Source organism: Streptomyces sp. NBC_00539 (genome assembly GCF_036346105.1).
Lineage (GTDB): Bacteria > Actinomycetota > Actinomycetes > Streptomycetales > Streptomycetaceae > Streptomyces.
In genome coordinates this window covers 4,297,501-4,315,084 of the sequence record NZ_CP107811.1, presented here as the reverse complement: position 1 = coordinate 4,315,084, position 17,584 = coordinate 4,297,501, and the positions used below count along the sequence as shown (strand labels likewise).

General features: G+C 70.7%; 13 protein-coding genes and 2 rRNA genes (1 of these 15 cut by a window edge). 7 read left to right on the top strand and 8 right to left on the bottom strand.

The annotated features are described in order from the left end of the window. Nucleotides 1-11: 11 nt before the first annotated feature. The 6 genes from OG861_RS19370 to mtrA form a co-directional block, all read right to left on the bottom strand. A complete protein-coding gene (locus tag OG861_RS19370) occupies nucleotides 12-779 on the bottom strand; it encodes a response regulator transcription factor (RefSeq protein WP_329195675.1) in 768 nt (255 codons plus the stop codon). A gap of 238 nt (nucleotides 780-1,017) precedes the next feature. Further along, nucleotides 1,018-1,713, bottom strand: coding sequence for a ribosome hibernation-promoting factor, HPF/YfiA family (gene hpf, locus OG861_RS19365; RefSeq protein ID WP_443056763.1), 696 nt, complete (start codon nucleotides 1,711-1,713; stop codon nucleotides 1,018-1,020). A gap of 383 nt (nucleotides 1,714-2,096) precedes the next feature. Next, a complete protein-coding gene (locus OG861_RS19360) occupies nucleotides 2,097-2,876 on the bottom strand; it encodes a ComF family protein (protein ID WP_329195677.1) in 780 nt (259 codons plus the stop codon). 91 nt (nucleotides 2,877-2,967) lie between these two features. Next, nucleotides 2,968-4,830 carry an LpqB family beta-propeller domain-containing protein gene (locus OG861_RS19355; protein WP_329195678.1) on the bottom strand — a complete coding sequence of 621 codons (1,863 nt, stop codon included), beginning with the start codon at nucleotides 4,828-4,830 and terminating at the stop codon, nucleotides 2,968-2,970. After that, nucleotides 4,820-6,796 (bottom strand): MtrAB system histidine kinase MtrB, encoded by a 1,977-nt coding sequence (gene mtrB / locus OG861_RS19350; RefSeq protein ID WP_329195679.1) that lies wholly within the window; start codon nucleotides 6,794-6,796, stop codon nucleotides 4,820-4,822. Before mtrB ends, OG861_RS19355 begins: the two co-directional genes overlap by 11 nt. Nucleotide 6,797: 1 nt before the next feature. Then, nucleotides 6,798-7,487, bottom strand: coding sequence for a two-component system response regulator MtrA (gene mtrA, locus OG861_RS19345; RefSeq protein WP_189973359.1), 690 nt, complete (start codon nucleotides 7,485-7,487; stop codon nucleotides 6,798-6,800). A 233-nt stretch (nucleotides 7,488-7,720) separates the two neighbouring features. Between mtrA and OG861_RS19340 the strand changes: the two genes are divergently transcribed. The 7 genes from OG861_RS19340 (at nucleotide 7,721) to OG861_RS19310 (ending at nucleotide 14,926) form a co-directional block, all read left to right on the top strand. Next, nucleotides 7,721-9,019: a hypothetical protein gene (locus tag OG861_RS19340; protein ID WP_329195681.1), complete on the top strand. Its 1,299-nt coding sequence runs from the start codon at nucleotides 7,721-7,723 to the stop codon at nucleotides 9,017-9,019. A gap of 7 nt (nucleotides 9,020-9,026) precedes the next feature. Beyond that, a complete protein-coding gene (locus tag OG861_RS19335; RefSeq protein WP_329195683.1) occupies nucleotides 9,027-9,686 on the top strand; it encodes a DUF4129 domain-containing protein in 660 nt (219 codons plus the stop codon). Continuing rightward, nucleotides 9,683-10,921, top strand: a complete 1,239-nt coding sequence (locus tag OG861_RS19330; RefSeq protein WP_329195685.1) for a DUF4350 domain-containing protein — start codon at nucleotides 9,683-9,685, stop codon at nucleotides 10,919-10,921. The genes OG861_RS19335 and OG861_RS19330 overlap by 4 nt, the downstream gene beginning before the upstream one ends. Next, nucleotides 10,918-11,880, top strand: a complete 963-nt coding sequence (locus tag OG861_RS19325; RefSeq protein WP_329195687.1) for an AAA family ATPase — start codon at nucleotides 10,918-10,920, stop codon at nucleotides 11,878-11,880. Before OG861_RS19330 ends, OG861_RS19325 begins: the two co-directional genes overlap by 4 nt. Then, on the top strand, nucleotides 11,880-13,190 hold the full coding sequence (locus tag OG861_RS19320) for a DUF58 domain-containing protein (protein WP_329195689.1): 1,311 nt from the start codon (nucleotides 11,880-11,882) through the stop codon (nucleotides 13,188-13,190). The genes OG861_RS19325 and OG861_RS19320 overlap by 1 nt, the downstream gene beginning before the upstream one ends. Nucleotides 13,191-13,257: 67 nt before the next feature. After that, complete coding sequence (locus OG861_RS19315; protein ID WP_330261822.1) at nucleotides 13,258-14,190, top strand: alpha/beta hydrolase; 933 nt, start codon at nucleotides 13,258-13,260, stop codon at nucleotides 14,188-14,190. 16 nt (nucleotides 14,191-14,206) lie between these two features. Beyond that, nucleotides 14,207-14,926, top strand: coding sequence for a helix-turn-helix transcriptional regulator (locus tag OG861_RS19310; protein ID WP_329195693.1), 720 nt, complete (start codon nucleotides 14,207-14,209; stop codon nucleotides 14,924-14,926). Between the two features lie 58 nt (nucleotides 14,927-14,984). Here the strand turns inward: OG861_RS19310 and rrf are convergent. After that, a 5S ribosomal RNA gene (gene rrf / locus OG861_RS19305) occupies nucleotides 14,985-15,101 on the bottom strand. A 73-nt stretch (nucleotides 15,102-15,174) separates the two neighbouring features. Further along, nucleotides 15,175-17,584 (bottom strand): 23S ribosomal RNA (locus OG861_RS19300); it runs 713 nt beyond the window's last position.

The window sequence follows — 17,584 nt, the reverse complement described above, 5'->3', positions numbered from 1 at the left end:
CGCGCAGCCGGCTACCTGATCTCGAGGATCTTCTCGCGCATCGCGTACACCACCGCTTCCATCCTGGAGTGCAGCTGGAGCTTCTCCAGGATGTTGCGCACGTGGTTCTTCACGGTGTTCTCGGAGATGAACAACTCCTTGGCGATGTCCCGGTTGTTCATGCCCGTGGCCACCAGCTTGAGGACCTCCAGCTCCCGGTCCGTGAGCCGGGGCGCCGGTACCAGGCGGCGCTCGTCCGTCCGCTGGATCATCGACTTGAACTCGGTCAGCAGCTTCGACGCCATCGACGGGCTGATCTGCGACTGGCCGTCCGCCACCGCCCGGATCGCGGTCGCGACCTCGTCCGTCGAGATCTCCTTCAAGAGGTACCCCGTCGCGCCCGCCTTGATCGCCTCGTAGAGGTCCGCCTCCTCGTCGCTGATCGTCAGCATGATGATCTTCGCGGAGGGCGCCACCTCCTTGATCGTGGTGCACGCCTCGATGCCGCCGCGCCGGGGCATCCGTACGTCCATCAGGACGATGTCCGGCAGCAGGTCGGCGGCCTTGTCCACCGCCTCCGCGCCGTCCCCGGCCTCGCCGACCACCTGGATGTCCTCCTCCTGGGCGAGGACGATCTCCAGCCCGCGCCGGAAGAGGGCGTGGTCGTCCACCACGAGCACCCGGATCGGCTCCCCGGCGGACCCGTCGGCCGGGGCGTCCCCGTGACCGTCCGCCACGCGCCCCGCCTCACGACAGCCCGCGCCGTCGTCACCGCGTACCGGCCCGAAGCTGTCCGCCATCGTTCCTCCCCCTGCATGTGCCGAGCTCGACCTGCTCGCCCGCCCACCGCCCGGGCCGACCGCCCGTGCCGCCTGTCGGGCCAAGGCGGCGGGCTGGGCCGCCGCCTGACTGCCCGCCATGATTCCATGCCCCGGCCCCGGGGAGGGGCCCCGTCGGAGGGCCGACTGGCTCATACGCGTCATACAAGTGCCCCCGCGGAGGCCGGGACGGCACTCCACGGGGGCAAGGTTCGAACGCTCAGCCGCCGAGCGATCCGCCGGCGCCGCCGCGCGGTTCCTCCGTGCTGGAGGCGCCGTCGGGATTGACGTGGATGACGCCGTAGTCGTAGGCGTGACGCCGGTAGACGACGCTGGGCAGCTTGCTGTCGGCATCGACGAACAAGTAGAAGTCGTGGCCGACCAGCTCCATCTCGTACAGGGCCTGGTCGAGCGACATGGGTGCGGCGGAGTGGGTCTTCTCCCGGACGACGAGCGGGCCCTCGCCCTGTACCTCAAGGGACCCGATCCGGGTGGTCGGGACCCCGTCCGTGCGCTCCTCGGAGACGGGCTCCCCGTTGCTGTTGAGCTGTGCGACGCCCGGCACGACGTCGGCGACCTCGGCCGCCGAGAGTCGGCCGTTGCCGCGGCGGGTGTAGCGCTTGTCGTGCTGCTTGCGCAGCCGGGCCTCCAGCTTGTCCTGAGCCAGGTCCAGCGCCGCGTACGGGTCTGCTGCCGCGGCTTCCGCCCGGATCACCGGGCCCCGCGAGTGCAGGGTGATCTCCACGCGGTCGGAACGGTCGGCCTGGCGCGGGTTGTGCTCCTTGGACACCTCGACGTCCAAGCTGATCACCTTGGCGTCGAGCTTCTGGATCCGCTCGGGATTCAGCTTCTCGGCCACGTGCTTGCGGAACCGCTCGGGCACTTCGGTCTTGCGGCCCTTGACGACGATGTCCACGCAGAACTCCGTTCCCGGATAGCTCCGCCTTTCGGGGCGAAGCGTCTCCCTTTCGCACCAGGCTCCGGTGAACACCAGAGCCTCGGACTTGGCGACTTTCACCTCCTACTCCCCCATCGGCAAGATCCACATCCCACCGACTTCGGAGCAGAGAGACACCCTCTGACACGAAGATTCAAAAACGGGCGGGTCGGTGCTCCGATGACGTGGGGCCCAAGGATCGCCAGTCCTCACAACCGAACATATCTCTCTCTGCCGGTTGTCGGCACCCGCTGCCGGAACATACCTCCGTTCAGTTCTGTTCAGCTCGCTTTTTGCTCTTGTGCACGTCTTGGGCATCTCTTGTGATCTGTAACGAGCCGCCTTCCCCCCGGGTTCCACATCTATGCGGTCCACGCGCCGGATTCCCCGGGCGGAGGGCATGGCGACGGCCGGTCCGGCCCGAAGGCGCCCGCCGGAGCCGCCACCACCGCCGCCCCGGCGACCCGCAGCCCGCCGGCCCGCAGCGCCCGCGCCGCCTCCGCCAGGGTGGCGCCGGTCGTCAGTACGTCGTCCACCACCACGATCCGCGCCCCGCCCGCCAGGCGCACCCCGGCCGGGCGCACCTCCAGGGCCCCGGCCAGGTTCACCCACCGCTCCCGGGCTCCCAGACCCGCCTGGTCGGCGACCCGGCGCCGCAACCGCAGGACGGGAGCCACCCGCGCGGGAACACCGGCCCCGCGCAGTCGCGCCGAGGCGGCCAGCGCGATCCGGCGTGCCGGGTCGTGGCCGCGGGCCCGGGTCTGACGGCGGGTGGAGGGCACCGGGACGAGGGCCAGCTCCCCCGCCTCCCCCTCCCCTAACCCACCCGCCCCGCCCGAGCCCGTCGACAGCACGGCCGCCGCCAGCACGGCCGCCGCCAGTGCGGCGCCCAGGGGGCCCGCCAGCGGGAGCGCGCCGCGCTCCTTGTGGGCCAGCACGACGGCCCGTACCGCGCCCCCGTACGCCGCGCCGGCGTGCACCACGGGCAGGGCGGCCGGAGCCGCCGCGGGCCGCACCCGTCCGGCGCCGCTGCCGCCCAGGGCGGTCCGGCACCGGGCGCACAGCACCACCCTCGGCGCCCCGCACCCGGCGCAGTCGGCCGGCAGCACCAGCCCCGCCAGCTCCTGCCACCACCCCCGCATACGAGGACTGTGCCGCCCGGCCGGACCGGTCGCCACCCCTGTGGACAACCGGGAGCCGGAGCCCGCCGCACCCGCTGAGGGGGCGCGCGGTTCAGCCCGGGTAGACCGGCGCGCGGCCGCCCGCCGCCACCGTGCGCCACTGCGCCCCCGGCGGCAGCCACACGATGCCGTCCTCGTCGGAGAACGCCACCACCGGCTTCTCCTCGTCCTCGGTCGTCGCGACCCCGGCCAGACCGGAGGCGCCGGGCAGGCTCGCGGCCGCCGTCGACCCGTCGGAGAGCATGTAGCGGGCCTGCACGACCCCGCCGCTCTCCCGGCCCACCACGAGCAGCCGGGCCCGCGGCCCCCAGCTCATCGCCATCACGTCCGCCATCTGCGGAGCCGCCGGCCGCAGCTCGCGGACGGAGACCGGCGAGGCGTCCGCCTTGCCGTCGGGCCGCTCGATCCGCCCCGTGTACAGGTTCTTGCGACTGCCGTCCTTCTCGACGAGCAGCGCGATGCGCACCCCGTCGGGGGAGGCCTTGACGGCGGTGATCCGGCCGCCGTCCAGCCCGGCCACCTCCACCTTCTGCGGTGTCCCGGTACCGCCCGGCACCCGCCACAGCCCCTGGTTCTGCGGGTCGAGGTCCGCGATCCACAGGTCGCCGTGGGTGTCCCAGCTGGGCGCGGTCAGCTTGCCGGTCCGGCCCGCCGGAAGGGGCAGCGGCTGCGGCATCGGTCCGGCGGTCGTCAGCGTCACCACGTACAGACCGTGCCCGTCGTCGGAGACGACCGCGGCCCGCTTCTCGTCGTAGGTGACGGCCGCCGAACCCACCTTGAACCCGGTGGCCGTCGCCAGCGGCCCGGGCACGGGCTCCGGCTTGTCCTGCTGCTGGTCCTCGGCCTTGACGTTGAGGGACATCCGTACGAGCCGGAAGTCCTTGTCGACGTAGTACTGGTGCTCGGGGTTGGGCGCCGGGTTGGCGATCGCCACCGCGGCCGAACGCGTGACCCAGCACAGCGAGGTCTTGCCGTCGGGGCGCAGCAGTTCCACGCGGTCGAGCCGGGACGCCGTCAGGTCCCTCACCGTGTACAGGAGTTGGGTGGCCATCTTCTGGCACTGCGGCTGCGCGACGTTCTTCGCCTTGTCGTTCAGCGGCACGCGCAGCGTGTTCTGGCCGTCGTACGAGAGGGACTTGGTGCCCGCGCGCAGTTCCGTCCCGGTGGGGAAACTGGAGGTGACGACCGGGGCCAGCCATTTGGAAGGTCCGGCGAGCAGCGACTGCACGGTCTGGGTGGTGGGGTCCATCCGCGAGTCGGGGTCACTGCGCTGGCGCACGTACACCGGGTCGGCGACGAGCGTGCCGCCCGCGAAGTAGTACTTGTTGACGGGCTTGTAGATGCGCTGGAAGTCGGACTCGCTGAGGACGAGGCTGCTCGGCGGGGTCGCGATCCGCCACTGGTCCTTCTCCCGGACCAGCTGGAGCTCCTCCTCGTAGCGCACCCCGCCGGTCTCCGGCTGGTAGGCGCTGCGCTCGTCCACCGTCGCGAGCTTCTTGCCGGTGACCTTCCACCGCGTGTCCTCGGGCTCCTTGGTGCCCTGGACGGGGAAGCGGTCGAGGCCCGAGGAGAGCACGGTGACGGCCGAGCCGGGCTTCCAGTTCTTCGCGGCTTCCTGGGTGAGGTACTTGCGGGCCGTCTCCAGCTGCGGGTCGTCGCTGGTCATGGCCTCCAGGAAGCCGTCGACGATGTCGGCGGCGCTGGCGTTGTCGGCGGGCGGTACGCCGAACACCCGGACCTGGGAGTCGACGCCCTGCGAGGCCTGGACCTGCCGGATCTCCCCGCTGTCGGGCATGGAGGCGCAGCCGGCGAGCAGCAGGGCGAGCGCGCCGAGCGCGGCGTGGGCCCGGACGGCCGACGGCCCCGTCCTGCCCTGCCGGGCCTGTACGTGTGCCGGCCCGCGCTCAGCGTCCACCGGGTCCGTCCTCCTGTGCTGGCTGCTCGGCGGCCTGATCGGCCGCCTGGTCGATGGGACGCGCCACGACCCGGGCCCCGTTGCCGGGCAGCGCCGTCGGATCGGCGGGGACCGGCATGGCGGTGGCGACCGCCGGGCGCGGCGGTATCGGGGAGCGGTCGGCGGGCCGGGGCCCGTCCCCCGCCGGGCCGTTGGCGGAGCCGGCGCGGGCCGCTGCCTCGGCGGCGGCCCTGGCCCGGTTGGAGCGGGAGTCCTCGGGTTCCAGCGGGATCGGGGAGCCGCGCAGCGGTTCGTCGGCCGTGCGCGGCAGGGTGAGCCGGAACTGCGAGCCGCCTCCGGGCTCGCCCCACGCCTGGAGCCAGCCCCCGTGCAGCCGCGCGTCCTCGACGGCGATGGACAGGCCGAGGCCGGTCCCGCCGGTGGTCCGCGCACGGGCGGGGTCGGCGCGCCAGAACCGGTTGAAGACGCGGGTGGCCTCGCCGGGCTTGAGCCCGACCCCGTAGTCGCGTACGGCGACGGCGACGGCCCCGCCCGCGGACGCGAGCCGGACCACCACGTCGCGGCCCTCCCCGTGTTCGACGGCGTTGACGACGAGGTTGCGCAGCACCCGCTCGACGCGCCGGGAGTCGGCTTCGGCGATGACGGGCTGGGTGTCGCCGAGGACCCGGATCCGGGTGCCCTTGTGCTCGGCCAGCGGTTCGGCGCCGTCGATCACGCGGCGCACGACGTCGCGCAGGTCTATGGGCTCGGCTTCCAGGGCGGCGGCGCCCGCGTCGAACCGGCTGATCTCCAACAGGTCCGCGAGGAGCGACTCGAAGCGGTCGAGCTGTCCGGCGAGCAGTTCGGCGGAGCGGGCGGTGACGGGGTCGAAGTCGACGCGGGCGTCGTGGATGACGTCGGCCGCCATCCGGACGGTCGTCAGCGGGGTCCGCAGCTCGTGGGAGACGTCCGAGACGAACCGGCGCTGCATCCGCGACAGCTCCTCCAGCTGCTGGATCTTGAGCTGGAGGTTCTGGGCCATCTTGTTGAAGGCTTCGCCCAGGCGGGCGATGTCGTCCTCGCCGGTGACCTTCATCCGCTCCTGCAGCCGCCCGGCGGAGAGCCGTTCGGCGATCCCGGCGGCCATCCGGACGGGCGTGACGACCTGGCGCACCACGAGCCAGGCGATGGCGCCGAGCAGCACGACGACGAACAGGCCGGCGGTGGCGATGGTGGCCTTGATGAGGTTGAGGGACTCCTCTTCCTGGGTCAGCGGGAAGAGGTAGTACAAGAAGTACGGGTCGCCGTTGATGTCGGTGAGCCGCTTGCCGATGACCAGCGCGGGCGCGGGCGCCTTCTCCCCGGAGCCGGCGGTGTAGCGGATCTCGGAGAAGGTCTTGAAGGTGCCGGTGGAGTGGTTGACGGCGCGGCGCAGGCTGAGGGGGACGCTGGCGGTCGGATCGACGTTGCCGGACGCGCGTGCGCCCTTGACGCCCTGGGCGCCGGGCGCGGCCGGCTCTCCCGCCCCCGCGCCGAGCGCGGCGACCTCGAAGGCGGTCTGGCCACCGCTGGCCAGCTGCTTGACGAGGGAGTTCATCCAGGTGCTGGCGTCCCGGCCGACCTTGTTGTCGGTGACGTCGGCCCCGTCGGCGGCGAAGGGCGTGTTGGCCTTCTCCTGTGCGACCGCGAAGCCACCGGCGGCCTGGCTCTGCGCGGCCTCCTCCTTGGCGTCGAGGAGGCCCTTGCTGACCTGGGCGATGACCACGAAGCCCAGGGCGAGGACGACGGTGAGCGAGAGCAGCAGGGTGGTGGCGACGACCCGCAGCTGGATGTTGCGCCGCCAGAGCCGGACAGCCGGAAGCAGCGGCCGGCGCACGAGGCGTACGCACAGCCGCAGCACGGGGCTGCCGGCCACTCGGTCCTTGAGCAGTCGGCCGCCCCGCAGGGCTCCCCGACGGGAGCCGCCCCGGGGCTTGCCGGGCTGCATGTCAGCTCGGTCCGGCCTTGTAGCCGACACCGCGGACCGTCACGACGATCTCGGGGCGCTCGGGATCCTTCTCGACCTTGGAGCGCAGCCGCTGCACGTGCACGTTGACCAGGCGGGTGTCCGCCGCGTGCCGGTAGCCCCAGACCTGCTCCAGCAGCACCTCACGGGTGAAGACCTGCCAGGGCTTGCGCGCGAGGGCGACCAGCAGGTCGAATTCGAGCGGGGTCAGGGCGATCGAGGCACCGTCGCGCTTGACGGAGTGCCCGGCCACGTCGATGACCAGGTCACCGATGGCCAGCTGCTCGGGCGCCGGTTCCTCCGAGCGGCGCAGGCGGGCCCGGATGCGGGCCACCAGCTCCTTCGGCTTGAACGGCTTGACGATGTAGTCGTCGGCCCCGGACTCCAGGCCCACGACGACGTCGACGGTGTCGCTCTTCGCCGTGAGCATGACGATCGGCACGCCCGATTCGGCCCGGATCAGCCTGCACACCTCTATGCCGTCCCGTCCGGGCAGCATGAGGTCGAGCAGCACCAGGTCCGGCTTCGCCTCCCGGAAGGCCGCCAATGCCTTGTCACCGTCCGCTACGAACGACGGCTCAAAACCTTCTCCACGCAGCACAATGCCGAGCATCTCGGCCAGCGCGGTGTCGTCGTCAACGACAAGGACTCGTCCCTTCATGCTTGACATCATCCCATTAGCTAATCGTTACCTGGCGGTGAGCTGCCCCACAGCCAAAAGGGCTGGAAATCGCCCCTTCGACCTGCGTGGCGATCCGGGCGACCAGTCTGCCCCGGATCCGGGCGACATTTGTAGGCGGGAGCGCACCGGATCTTGGCGGACACCCGGCCCGCTCCCCGTTCCCGCGTGGCACGATGGCAGCCGACCTGCGCCCCTGCCGCAGCGGACGCACGTGAAGGAGCGAGATGAACGACTCTCCGGGCTGGGCTTCGCCCGGGCCCTCCCCGTCGGAAGGCGAGGGCGGCCAAGCCGGTCAGAGCGGCCCGGGCGGCCCGGGTACGCCGGAGGGCATACAGCCCCCCGCACAGCCTCCCGCCGACTCCAAGTGGTCCCAGGCGCAGCCGCCTCCCGGCCAGTGGTCCAGCCCCGCCGCCGAGGCCCCCGCGCCCGCACAGACGCCCCCGCCACAGCCGCAGCAGGGCGCCGGCTGGGGATCGTACGGGGCCCAGCCCGGGCAGCCCGGACAGTACGGCTCCCCCTACGGCGGCCAGTACGGCCACCCCGGCGGCCCCTGGGGGCCGCCCCCGGCCGCCAAGCCCGGCGTGATCCCGCTGCGCCCGCTCGGCCTCGGCGAGATCCTCGACGGCGCGGTCAGCACGATGCGCAGCCACTGGCGCTCCGTGTTGTCCGTCAGCCTCGTCGTGTCCGTCCTCACCGAGGTCGGCAGCATGCTGGTCCGCAAGTACGGCCTGGGCAACATCGCCACCGCCACGGCCGACACGAGCGAGAGCGAATTCTTCGGCGACCTGCGCGACACCCTCGTCCTCAGCGTCTCCAACGGCTTCATCCAGCTCCTCCTCGGCGTCCTCGCCACCGCGCTGCTCACCGTGATCTACAGCCGCGCCGTGATCGGCCGGCCCTCCTCGGTCGGCGAGGCCTGGCGCGAGGCACGCCCCCGCCTGCTGCCGCTGATCGGACTGACCCTGCTCCTCGGCGTCGGCGCGGCCGTCCTCGTCGGAGTGCTGATCCTGCCGGGTGCGCTCCTCGGCAGCGTCGGCTTCACCCTCCTCGGCGCACTCCTCGCCCTGCCGGTCTTCGTCTGGCTGTGGTTCCGCTTCCTGCTGGCCTCACCGGCCCTGATGCTGGAGCGGGCCGGTGTGATCACCTCGCTCAAGCGCTCCGCCAAGCTGGTCAAGGGCTCCTGGTGGCGGATGTTCGGCATCACGGTCCTCACGACCGTCATCGCCGCCATCGTCTCGGGCATCGCCACCCTGCCCTTCACCGTCCTCGCCCTGCTCACCAACTCCGGCGGCCTCTCCGGGCTCGCCGACGGCTCCGTCGCGCAGTCCTGGTCGTTCCTGCTCATCAGCGGCATCGGCGCGGTCATCAGCATGACGTTCGTCCTGCCGATGCAAGCCGGCGTCACCGTCCTGCTGTACATCGACCAGCGCATCCGCCGCGAGGCCCTCGACATGGAACTCGGCCGCGCGGCCGGCCTCCAGGGCTACGAAAGCACCGCCGGCGGCCCCGGGTACGGAGGCTGACACACCGATGAGCACGGGGGGACTCATCGCCGTCGCCGCCGCCACACCACCGGTGACGACCGGGCGCGACGCCGCCCGCGAGGCGGCCGAACGCGAACTGTCCAAGCCGCTGTACCACCAGAACGACCCCAGCCCCCTCCAGCGGGCGCTGGACCGGTTCTGGGACTGGCTCGGCGACTTCTTCGACCGTGCCTCCGGGGCGACCCCCGGAGGCGCGGTCGGCCTGTCCGTCGTCGTCCTCCTGGCCGCCCTGGCCATCGGCGCCCTGTGGTGGCGGCTCGGCACCCCCCGCCGCACCGCCACGTCCGCCGGCACCCTCTTCGGCGAAGCCGCGCGCACCGCCGCCGACCACCGCGCCGCCGCCGACGCCCACGCCGCCGCCGGCCGCTGGACCGAAGCCGTCCAAGAACGGATGCGCGCCGTCGTACGCGCCCTGGAGGAACGCACCCTGCTCGACCCGCGCCCCGGACGCACCGCCGACGAGGCCGCCGCCGAAGCCGCCGCAGGCCTCCCGCAGCACGCCGACGACCTCCGCGCCGCGGCCCGCGCCTTCGACGACGTCACCTACGGCGGCCGCACCGGCGACCCCGACACCTACGGCCGGCTGCGCACCCTCGACCTCACCCTGGAACGCGCCACCCCGCTCCTGACGGGACCCACGGCATGACCGGCCCCACCTCCACCGCCCGGACCCCCCAGGATCCGGCCACAGCCGCCCCTGTCGCCACCGCGGCGATACCCCGGACCACCACCCTCTGGCTCCGCTCCCGGGGCTTCCTGGCCGCCCTCGGCGTCCTCCTGGTCGGCGGCGTCACCCTGGCCGCCCTCCAGTCCGACGGACACCACGGCCGCCTCGACCCCCGCTCCCCCGACCCCTACGGCAGCCGCGCCGTCGCCGAACTCCTCCACCAGCGGGGCGTCACCACCCGCGTCGTCACCACCGCCCAGGAAGCGGCCGCCGCCACCGGCCCCCGCACCACCCTGCTGGTCACCGACCCCGACACCCTCGACGACACCCGCCTGCGCACCCTGCGCAGCGCCTCCGAACGCTCCGGCGGCCGCACCGTACTCCTCGCGCCGACCTCCACGAGCCTCCCGGAGCTGGCCCCCGCCGTACGCGCCCACCCGTACTCCGACCACCGCGTCCTCGACCCGGACTGCGCGCTGCCCGCCGCCCGCGCCGCCGGCCGCGCCACCACCGGGGACGGCCCCCGCTACAGCACCGGCCTCACTGCGGCCACCGCCTGCTACCCCGACGGCGGCCGCGCCACCCTCCTCGTGCTGCCCGCGCCCGCCAAGGACGGCGACACCGTCCTCGTCGGCTCCGAGAGCATCCTGCTCAACCGGACCCTGGCCGAGGAGGGCAACGCCTCCCTCGCCCTCCAGATCCTCGGCACCCGCCCCGCACTCGTCTGGTACCTCCCCGGCCCCGCCGACCAGCTCGCCCCGGACGAAGCCCCCGAGGACAAGAGCCTCCTCGACCTCGTCCCGTCCGGCTGGACCTGGGCCCTGCTCCAGCTGTTCGTCGCCGCCGCCCTCGCCGCCCTGTGGCGGGCCCGCCGCCTCGGCCCGCTCGTCACCGAAGACCTCCCGGTGGTCATCCGCGCCTCCGAGACCACCGAAGGCCGCGCCCGCCTCTACCGCAGGGCCGGCGCCCGCGACCGCGCCGCGACCGTGCTGCGCACCGCGAGCCGCGAACGCCTCGCCGCGCTGGTCGGCGTACCCGCCACCCAGGCCCACGAGCCCGCCACCCTGCTCCCCGCCGTGACCTCCCGGCTCACCGCCGGACGTCCCACGGACCCCGCCACCCTGCTCTTCGGCACCCCGCCCCCCGACGACGCGGCACTCGTCGCGCTCGCCGACCACCTCGACGCCCTCGAAAGAGAGGTCCGCACCTCATGACGGCCACCACGGACAGCGCCCGTTCCTCCCTGGAAGCGCTCCGCACCGAGATCGCGAAGGCCGTGGTCGGCCAGGACCCCGCCGTCACCGGACTCGTCGTCGCGCTCCTGTGCCGGGGCCACGTCCTCCTCGAAGGCGTCCCCGGCGTCGCCAAGACCCTCCTCGTACGCGCTCTCGCCGCGTCCCTCGAACTCGACACCAAGCGCGTCCAGTTCACCCCCGACCTGATGCCCGGCGACGTCACCGGCTCCCTCGTCTACGACGCCCGCACCGCCGAGTTCTCCTTCCAGAACGGCCCCGTCTTCACCAACCTCCTCCTGGCCGACGAGATCAACCGGACGCCCCCCAAGACCCAGTCCTCCCTCCTGGAGGCGATGGAGGAGCGCCAGGTCACCGTCGACGGCGTCCCCCGCAAGCTCCCCGAGCCCTTCCTCGTCGCCGCCACCATGAACCCCGTCGAATACGAGGGCACCTACCCCCTCCCCGAAGCCCAACTGGACCGCTTCCTCCTCAAACTGACGGTCCCCCTGCCGTCCCGCGAGGACGAGATCGGCGTCCTGACCCGCCACGCCGCCGGCTTCAACCCCCGCGACCTGCACGCCGCCGGCATCCGCCCGGTGGCCGGACCCGCCGAACTCGAAGCCGCCCGCACCGCGGTCGAGAACACCACCGTCTCCGCCGAGATCGCCGCGTACGTGGTCGACATCTGCCGCGCCACCCGCGAGTCGCCCTCCCTGACGCTCGGCGTCTCCCCGCGCGGAGCGACCGCCCTGCTGGCCACCGCCCGCGCCTGGGCCTGGCTCACCGGCCGCGACTACGTCACCCCCGACGACGTGAAGGCCCTCGCCCTGCCGACCCTGCGCCACCGCGTACAACTGCGCCCGGAAGCCGAGATGGAGGGCGTCTCCGCCGACGCGGTCATCACCGCGATCCTGTCCCACGTCCCCGTCCCCCGCTGATGGCGCTCACCGGACGCGCCGCGCTGCTCGCGGCCCTCGGCAGCCTCCCCGTCGGCATCCTCGAACCCGGCTGGACCGGCATCCTCGCGGTCAACGGCGCCCTCGGCCTGGCCTGCGCGGTCGACTACGCCCTGGCGGCGCCCGTCCGCGCCCTGCGGCTGGCCCGCTCCGGCGACACCTCCGTGCGCCTGGGCGAGACCGCCGACGTCCACCTCACGGTCACCAACCCGGGCGGCCGCAGACTGCGGGCCCGCGTACGCGACGCCTGGCCCCCCAGCAGCTGGCCCGCCGGCACCGAACCCGGCGCGTCCCGCCACGACCTGGTCGTCCCCGCCGGGGAACGCCGCCGCCTCACCACCCACCTGCTCCCCACCCGCCGCGGGGACCGCCACGCCGACCGCGTCACGGTCCGCTCCTACGGGCCTCTGGGGCTCCTGTCCCGCCAGGGCACCCACACCGTGCCCTGGACGGTCCGTGTCCTGCCCCCGTTCACCAGCCGCAAGCACCTCCCCTCGCGCCTGGCCCGGCTCCGCGAACTCGACGGCCGCACCAGCCTCCTGACGCGCGGTGAGGGAACCGAGTTCGACAGCCTGCGCGACTACCTCCCCGGCGACGACACCCGGTCCATCGACTGGCGCGCCACCGCCCGCGGCCAGAAGGTCGCCGTCCGCACCTGGCGCCCCGAACGCGACCGCCACATCCTCGTCTGCCTCGACACCGGCCGCACCTCGGCCGGCCGCGTCGGCGACGCCCCCCGCCTGGACTCCGCCATGGACGCGGCCCTCCTCCTCACCGCGCTCGCCACCCGGGCGGGCGACCGCGTGGACCTCCTGGCCCACGACCGCCGCCCCCGCGCCCAGGTCCAGGGCCGCTCGGCCGCCGACACCCTCCCCGCCTTCGTCAACGCCATGGCCACCCTGGAACCGGAACTCGTCGAGACCGACGCCCGCTCCCTCGTCTCCACCATCCTGCGCACCGCCCCGCGCCGTTCGCTGGTGGTCCTCCTGACGAGCCTGGACGCCGCCCCCATCGAAGAGGGCCTCCTCCCCGTCCTGCCGCGCCTCACCCAACGCCACACGGTCCTGCTCGCCTCCGTCGCCGACCCGCACATCGCCGAGATGGCCCGCTCCCGCGGCACCCTCGACTCCGTCTACGACGCGGCGGCCGCCACCCGCAGCCAATCCGAGCGCCGCCGCACCGCCGACCACCTCACCCGCCTCGGCGTCCACGTCCTCGACGCCACCCCGGACACCCTGGCCCCCGCCCTCGCGGACGCCTACCTCGCCCTCAAGGCCTCGGGCCGCCTGTAGGTAGTGACCCAGGTCACGCCAAAAGGGTGACAGGGCGTTGTCGCGGGCAGCTGCGACCGTCGGCGGCATGACGATCACAGACCAGGACTGCCTCGAAGAAACCCTGACCTTCAACGACCACTTCGCAGCCGCCCGCGCGGACCGTCCGACCGGCGAACAGGCGCGGAGCGCGGCGACGCTGACGCTCCTGCGGCGCAACCGGCTCGGCGGCGACGCCCCGCCGACGAGGCTGCCGCACGGCCGGAACCGTGTCATCGACGGCGCAGTGACGGTACGGACCTTCGTGCCGGACCACGTCGACGGCGTGTACCTGCACATCCACGGAGGCGGCTGGGCGTTCGGCTCCGCCGACGGACAGGACGAGCGGCTCTGGCGCCTCGCCGAGGGGGCTCGGCTGGCCGTGGTCAGCGTCGACTACCGCCTTGCGCCGGAACACCCGTACCCCGCCGGACCCGACGACTGCGAAACCGCCGCCCGCTGGCTGGTGGACCACGGCCTGGCCGAGTTCGGAACGCAACGACTGCTGATCGGCGGTAAATCGGCCGGCGCCCACCTCAGTGTCATGACGCTGCTGCGCCTTCGCGACCGACACGGCGTCACCGGAGCCTTCCGGGCAGCACATCTGCTCTTCGGGCCCTACGACCTGTCGATGACACCGAGTCAGCGCAACTTCGGCGACCGGAGGTTGCTGAGCAACACCGACAGCCTGCGGGGCAGCTACGAACTGTTCACACCGGGGATGGGAGACGAGCAGCGCCGTAGCCCGGAGGTCTCGCCCCTTTTTGCGGACCTGACCGGGCTGCCGCCCGCCCGGATCGTCGTGGGCACCGAGGATCCGCTGCTGGACGACTCTCTTTTCCTGGCCGCGCGGTGGGAAGCGGCGGGCGCGCCCGTGCGACTCGGCGTCGTCGCCGGCGCGATGCACGGCTTCACCCTGTTCCCGCTGACCGTCACCGAGCGGGAGCTACGGCGAGAGCGGGACTTCCTGGCCACCTCGTGACGGTAGCGTCGGTGCCATGAACCGCACTTCCCGACTGTACGCGCTGGTCGAAGAGTTGCGCGCGGCGGCGCCGCGGCCGGTGACGGTCGCGGCTCTCGCCACACGGTTCGAGGTGAGCACACGCACGGTGCAGCGTGATCTCCAGACACTGATGGAGGCCGGAAAACCCGTGCGCTCCGTGCCCGGACGGGGCGGCGGCTGGTCGATCGCCCCGGAGATGACCCTGCCCCCGATCCATCTCACCGCCGAAGAGGCATCGGCTTTGACCGCCGCGCTCGCCACGGCCGACATCTCCACCCCCTACGCCGGCGCAGCCCGCACGGCAGCCCAGAAGATCACGGCCTCGATGACCGGCCCCGCCTCCGTCGCTGCCCAACACCTCGCCGCACGGATCGTCTCGCTGCCGACGCGGACCGGCAGCGCAGTCCGCGAATCGGTCGAGCAGGCCCTCACGACCAGCACGGTGCTGCGGCTGTCCTACACCGACGCAGCAGGCGGGCAAAGCCGACGTGCAGTGGAACCGGCCGGTCTCCTGGCCGCAGGCGGCCGCTGGTACCTCATTGCCTGGTGTCGCACCCGCCGTGCCGGCCGCGGCTTCCGACTCGACCGCATCACAGCAGCCACTCTGACCAGTGAACGGGCGCGATCCCATGATCTGACCGACCTACTGCGCGAATCGACAGCCGCCGCCGCAGTCCAGCCCCCCGTACTGGCCCGACTCACAACCTCGCGGTAAACGCAGAAAAGCCCCGCACCGGCCCCGGAGGGCTGGTGCGGGGCTTCCCGCAATGATTGTTCGGCGGCGTCCTACTCTCCCACAGGGTCCCCCCTGCAGTACCATCGGCGCTGAAAGGCTTAGCTTCCGGGTTCGGAATGTAACCGGGCGTTTCCCTAACGCTATGACCACCGAAACACTATGAAGTTGACCAACCGGATGACAACACGGTCGTTACTTCAGAACTAACACAGTGGACGCGAGCAACTGAGGACAAGCCCTCGGCCTATTAGTACCAGTCAGCTCCACCCGTTACCGGGCTTCCACATCTGGCCTATCAACCCAGTCGTCTACTGGGAGCCTTACCCTCTCAAGGAGGTGGGAATACTCATCTTGAAGCAGGCTTCCCGCTTAGATGCTTTCAGCGGTTATCCCTCCCGAACGTAGCCAACCAGCCATGCCCTTGGCAGGACAACTGGCACACCAGAGGTTCGTCCGTCCCGGTCCTCTCGTACTAGGGACAGCCCTTCTCAATATTCCTACGCGCACAGCGGATAGGGACCGAACTGTCTCACGACGTTCTAAACCCAGCTCGCGTACCGCTTTAATGGGCGAACAGCCCAACCCTTGGGACCGACTCCAGCCCCAGGATGCGACGAGCCGACATCGAGGTGCCAAACCATCCCGTCGATATGGACTCTTGGGGAAGATCAGCCTGTTATCCCCGGGGTACCTTTTATCCGTTGAGCGACGGCGCTTCCACAAGCCACCGCCGGATCACTAGTCCCGACTTTCGTCCCTGCTCGACCCGTCGGTCTCACAGTCAAGCTCCCTTGTGCACTTACACTCAACACCTGATTGCCAACCAGGCTGAGGGAACCTTTGGGCGCCTCCGTTACTCTTTGGGAGGCAACCGCCCCAGTTAAACTACCCATCAGACACTGTCCCTGATCCGGATCACGGACCGAGGTTAGACATCCAGCACGACCAGAGTGGTATTTCAACGGCGACTCCACCATGACTGGCGTCACGGCTTCAAAGTCTCCCACCTATCCTACACAAGCCGAACCGAACACCAATATCAAACTGTAGTAAAGGTCCCGGGGTCTTTCCGTCCTGCTGCGCGAAACGAGCATCTTTACTCGTAGTGCAATTTCACCGGGCCTATGGTTGAGACAGTCGAGAAGTCGTTACGCCATTCGTGCAGGTCGGAACTTACCCGACAAGGAATTTCGCTACCTTAGGATGGTTATAGTTACCACCGCCGTTTACTGGCGCTTAAGTTCTCAGCTTCGCACGCCCGAAAGCGCACTAACCGGTCCCCTTAACGTTCCAGCACCGGGCAGGCGTCAGTCCGTATACATCGCCTTACGGCTTCGCACGGACCTGTGTTTTTAGTAAACAGTCGCTTCTCGCTGGTCTCTGCGGCCACCCCCAGCTCAGGAAGCAAGTTCCTTCACCAGTGATGGCCCCCCTTCTCCCGAAGTTACGGGGGCATTTTGCCGAGTTCCTTAACCATAGTTCACCCGAACGCCTCGGTATTCTCTACCTGACCACCTGAGTCGGTTTAGGGTACGGGCCGCCATGAAACTCGCTAGAGGCTTTTCTCGACAGCATAGGATCATCCACTTCACCACAATCGGCTCGGCATCAGGTCTCAGCCTTAATGAGGGACGGATTTGCCTACCCCTCGGCCTACACCCTTACCCCGGGACAACCACCGCCCGGGCTGGACTACCTTCCTGCGTCACCCCATCGCTTACCTACTACAAGTCTGGTTCGTCGGCTCCACCACTTTCCTTTCCCCGAAGGGTCCGGAACGGCTTCACGGACTTAGCATCGCCTGATTCGATATTGGGCGTTTCAAAGCGGGTACCGGAATATCAACCGGTTGTCCATCGACTACGCCTGTCGGCCTCGCCTTAGGTCCCGACTTACCCTGGGCAGATCAGCTTGACCCAGGAACCCTTAGTCAATCGGCGCACACGTTTCTCACGTGTGTATCGCTACTCATGCCTGCATTCTCACTCGTGAACCGTCCACAACTAGCTTCCGCTGCTGCTTCACCCGGCACACGACGCTCCCCTACCCATCACAGCGGGCGTTGGCCCTATTGCTGCAATGACACGACTTCGGCGGTACGCTTGAGCCCCGCTACATTGTCGGCGCGGAATCACTTGACCAGTGAGCTATTACGCACTCTTTCAAGGGTGGCTGCTTCTAAGCCAACCTCCTGGTTGTCTCTGCGACTCCACATCCTTTCCCACTTAGCGTACGCTTAGGGGCCTTAGTCGATGCTCTGGGCTGTTTCCCTCTCGACCATGGAGCTTATCCCCCACAGTCTCACTGCCGTGCTCTCACTTACCGGCATTCGGAGTTTGGCTAAGGTCAGTAACCCGGTAGGGCCCATCGCCTATCCAGTGCTCTACCTCCGGCAAGAAACACACGACGCTGCACCTAAATGCATTTCGGGGAGAACCAGCTATCACGGAGTTTGATTGGCCTTTCACCCCTAACCACAGGTCATCCCCCAGGTTTTCAACCCTGGTGGGTTCGGTCCTCCACGAAGTCTTACCTCCGCTTCAACCTGCCCATGGCTAGATCACTCCGCTTCGGGTCTAGAGCGTGCAACTCAATCGCCCTATTCGGACTCGCTTTCGCTACGGCTTCCCCACACGG

Excerpts from the sequence above, each read along its gene's own strand:
- OG861_RS19370 (WP_329195675.1), bottom strand. The coding sequence starts at position 779 with ATGGCGGACAGCTTCGGGCCGGTACGCGGTGACGACGGCGCGGGCTGT.
- OG861_RS19360 (WP_329195677.1), bottom strand. The coding sequence starts at position 2,876 with ATGCGGGGGTGGTGGCAGGAGCTGGCGGGGCTGGTGCTGCCGGCCGAC.
- mtrB (WP_329195679.1), bottom strand. The coding sequence starts at position 6,796 with ATGCAGCCCGGCAAGCCCCGGGGCGGCTCCCGTCGGGGAGCCCTGCGG.
- mtrA (WP_189973359.1), bottom strand. The coding sequence starts at position 7,487 with ATGATGTCAAGCATGAAGGGACGAGTCCTTGTCGTTGACGACGACACC.
- OG861_RS19340 (WP_329195681.1), top strand. The coding sequence starts at position 7,721 with ATGAACGACTCTCCGGGCTGGGCTTCGCCCGGGCCCTCCCCGTCGGAA.
- OG861_RS19335 (WP_329195683.1), top strand. The coding sequence starts at position 9,027 with ATGAGCACGGGGGGACTCATCGCCGTCGCCGCCGCCACACCACCGGTG.
- OG861_RS19330 (WP_329195685.1), top strand. The coding sequence starts at position 9,683 with ATGACCGGCCCCACCTCCACCGCCCGGACCCCCCAGGATCCGGCCACA.
- OG861_RS19325 (WP_329195687.1), top strand. The coding sequence starts at position 10,918 with ATGACGGCCACCACGGACAGCGCCCGTTCCTCCCTGGAAGCGCTCCGC.
- OG861_RS19320 (WP_329195689.1), top strand. The coding sequence starts at position 11,880 with ATGGCGCTCACCGGACGCGCCGCGCTGCTCGCGGCCCTCGGCAGCCTC.
- OG861_RS19315 (WP_330261822.1), top strand. The coding sequence starts at position 13,258 with ATGACGATCACAGACCAGGACTGCCTCGAAGAAACCCTGACCTTCAAC.
- OG861_RS19310 (WP_329195693.1), top strand. The coding sequence starts at position 14,207 with ATGAACCGCACTTCCCGACTGTACGCGCTGGTCGAAGAGTTGCGCGCG.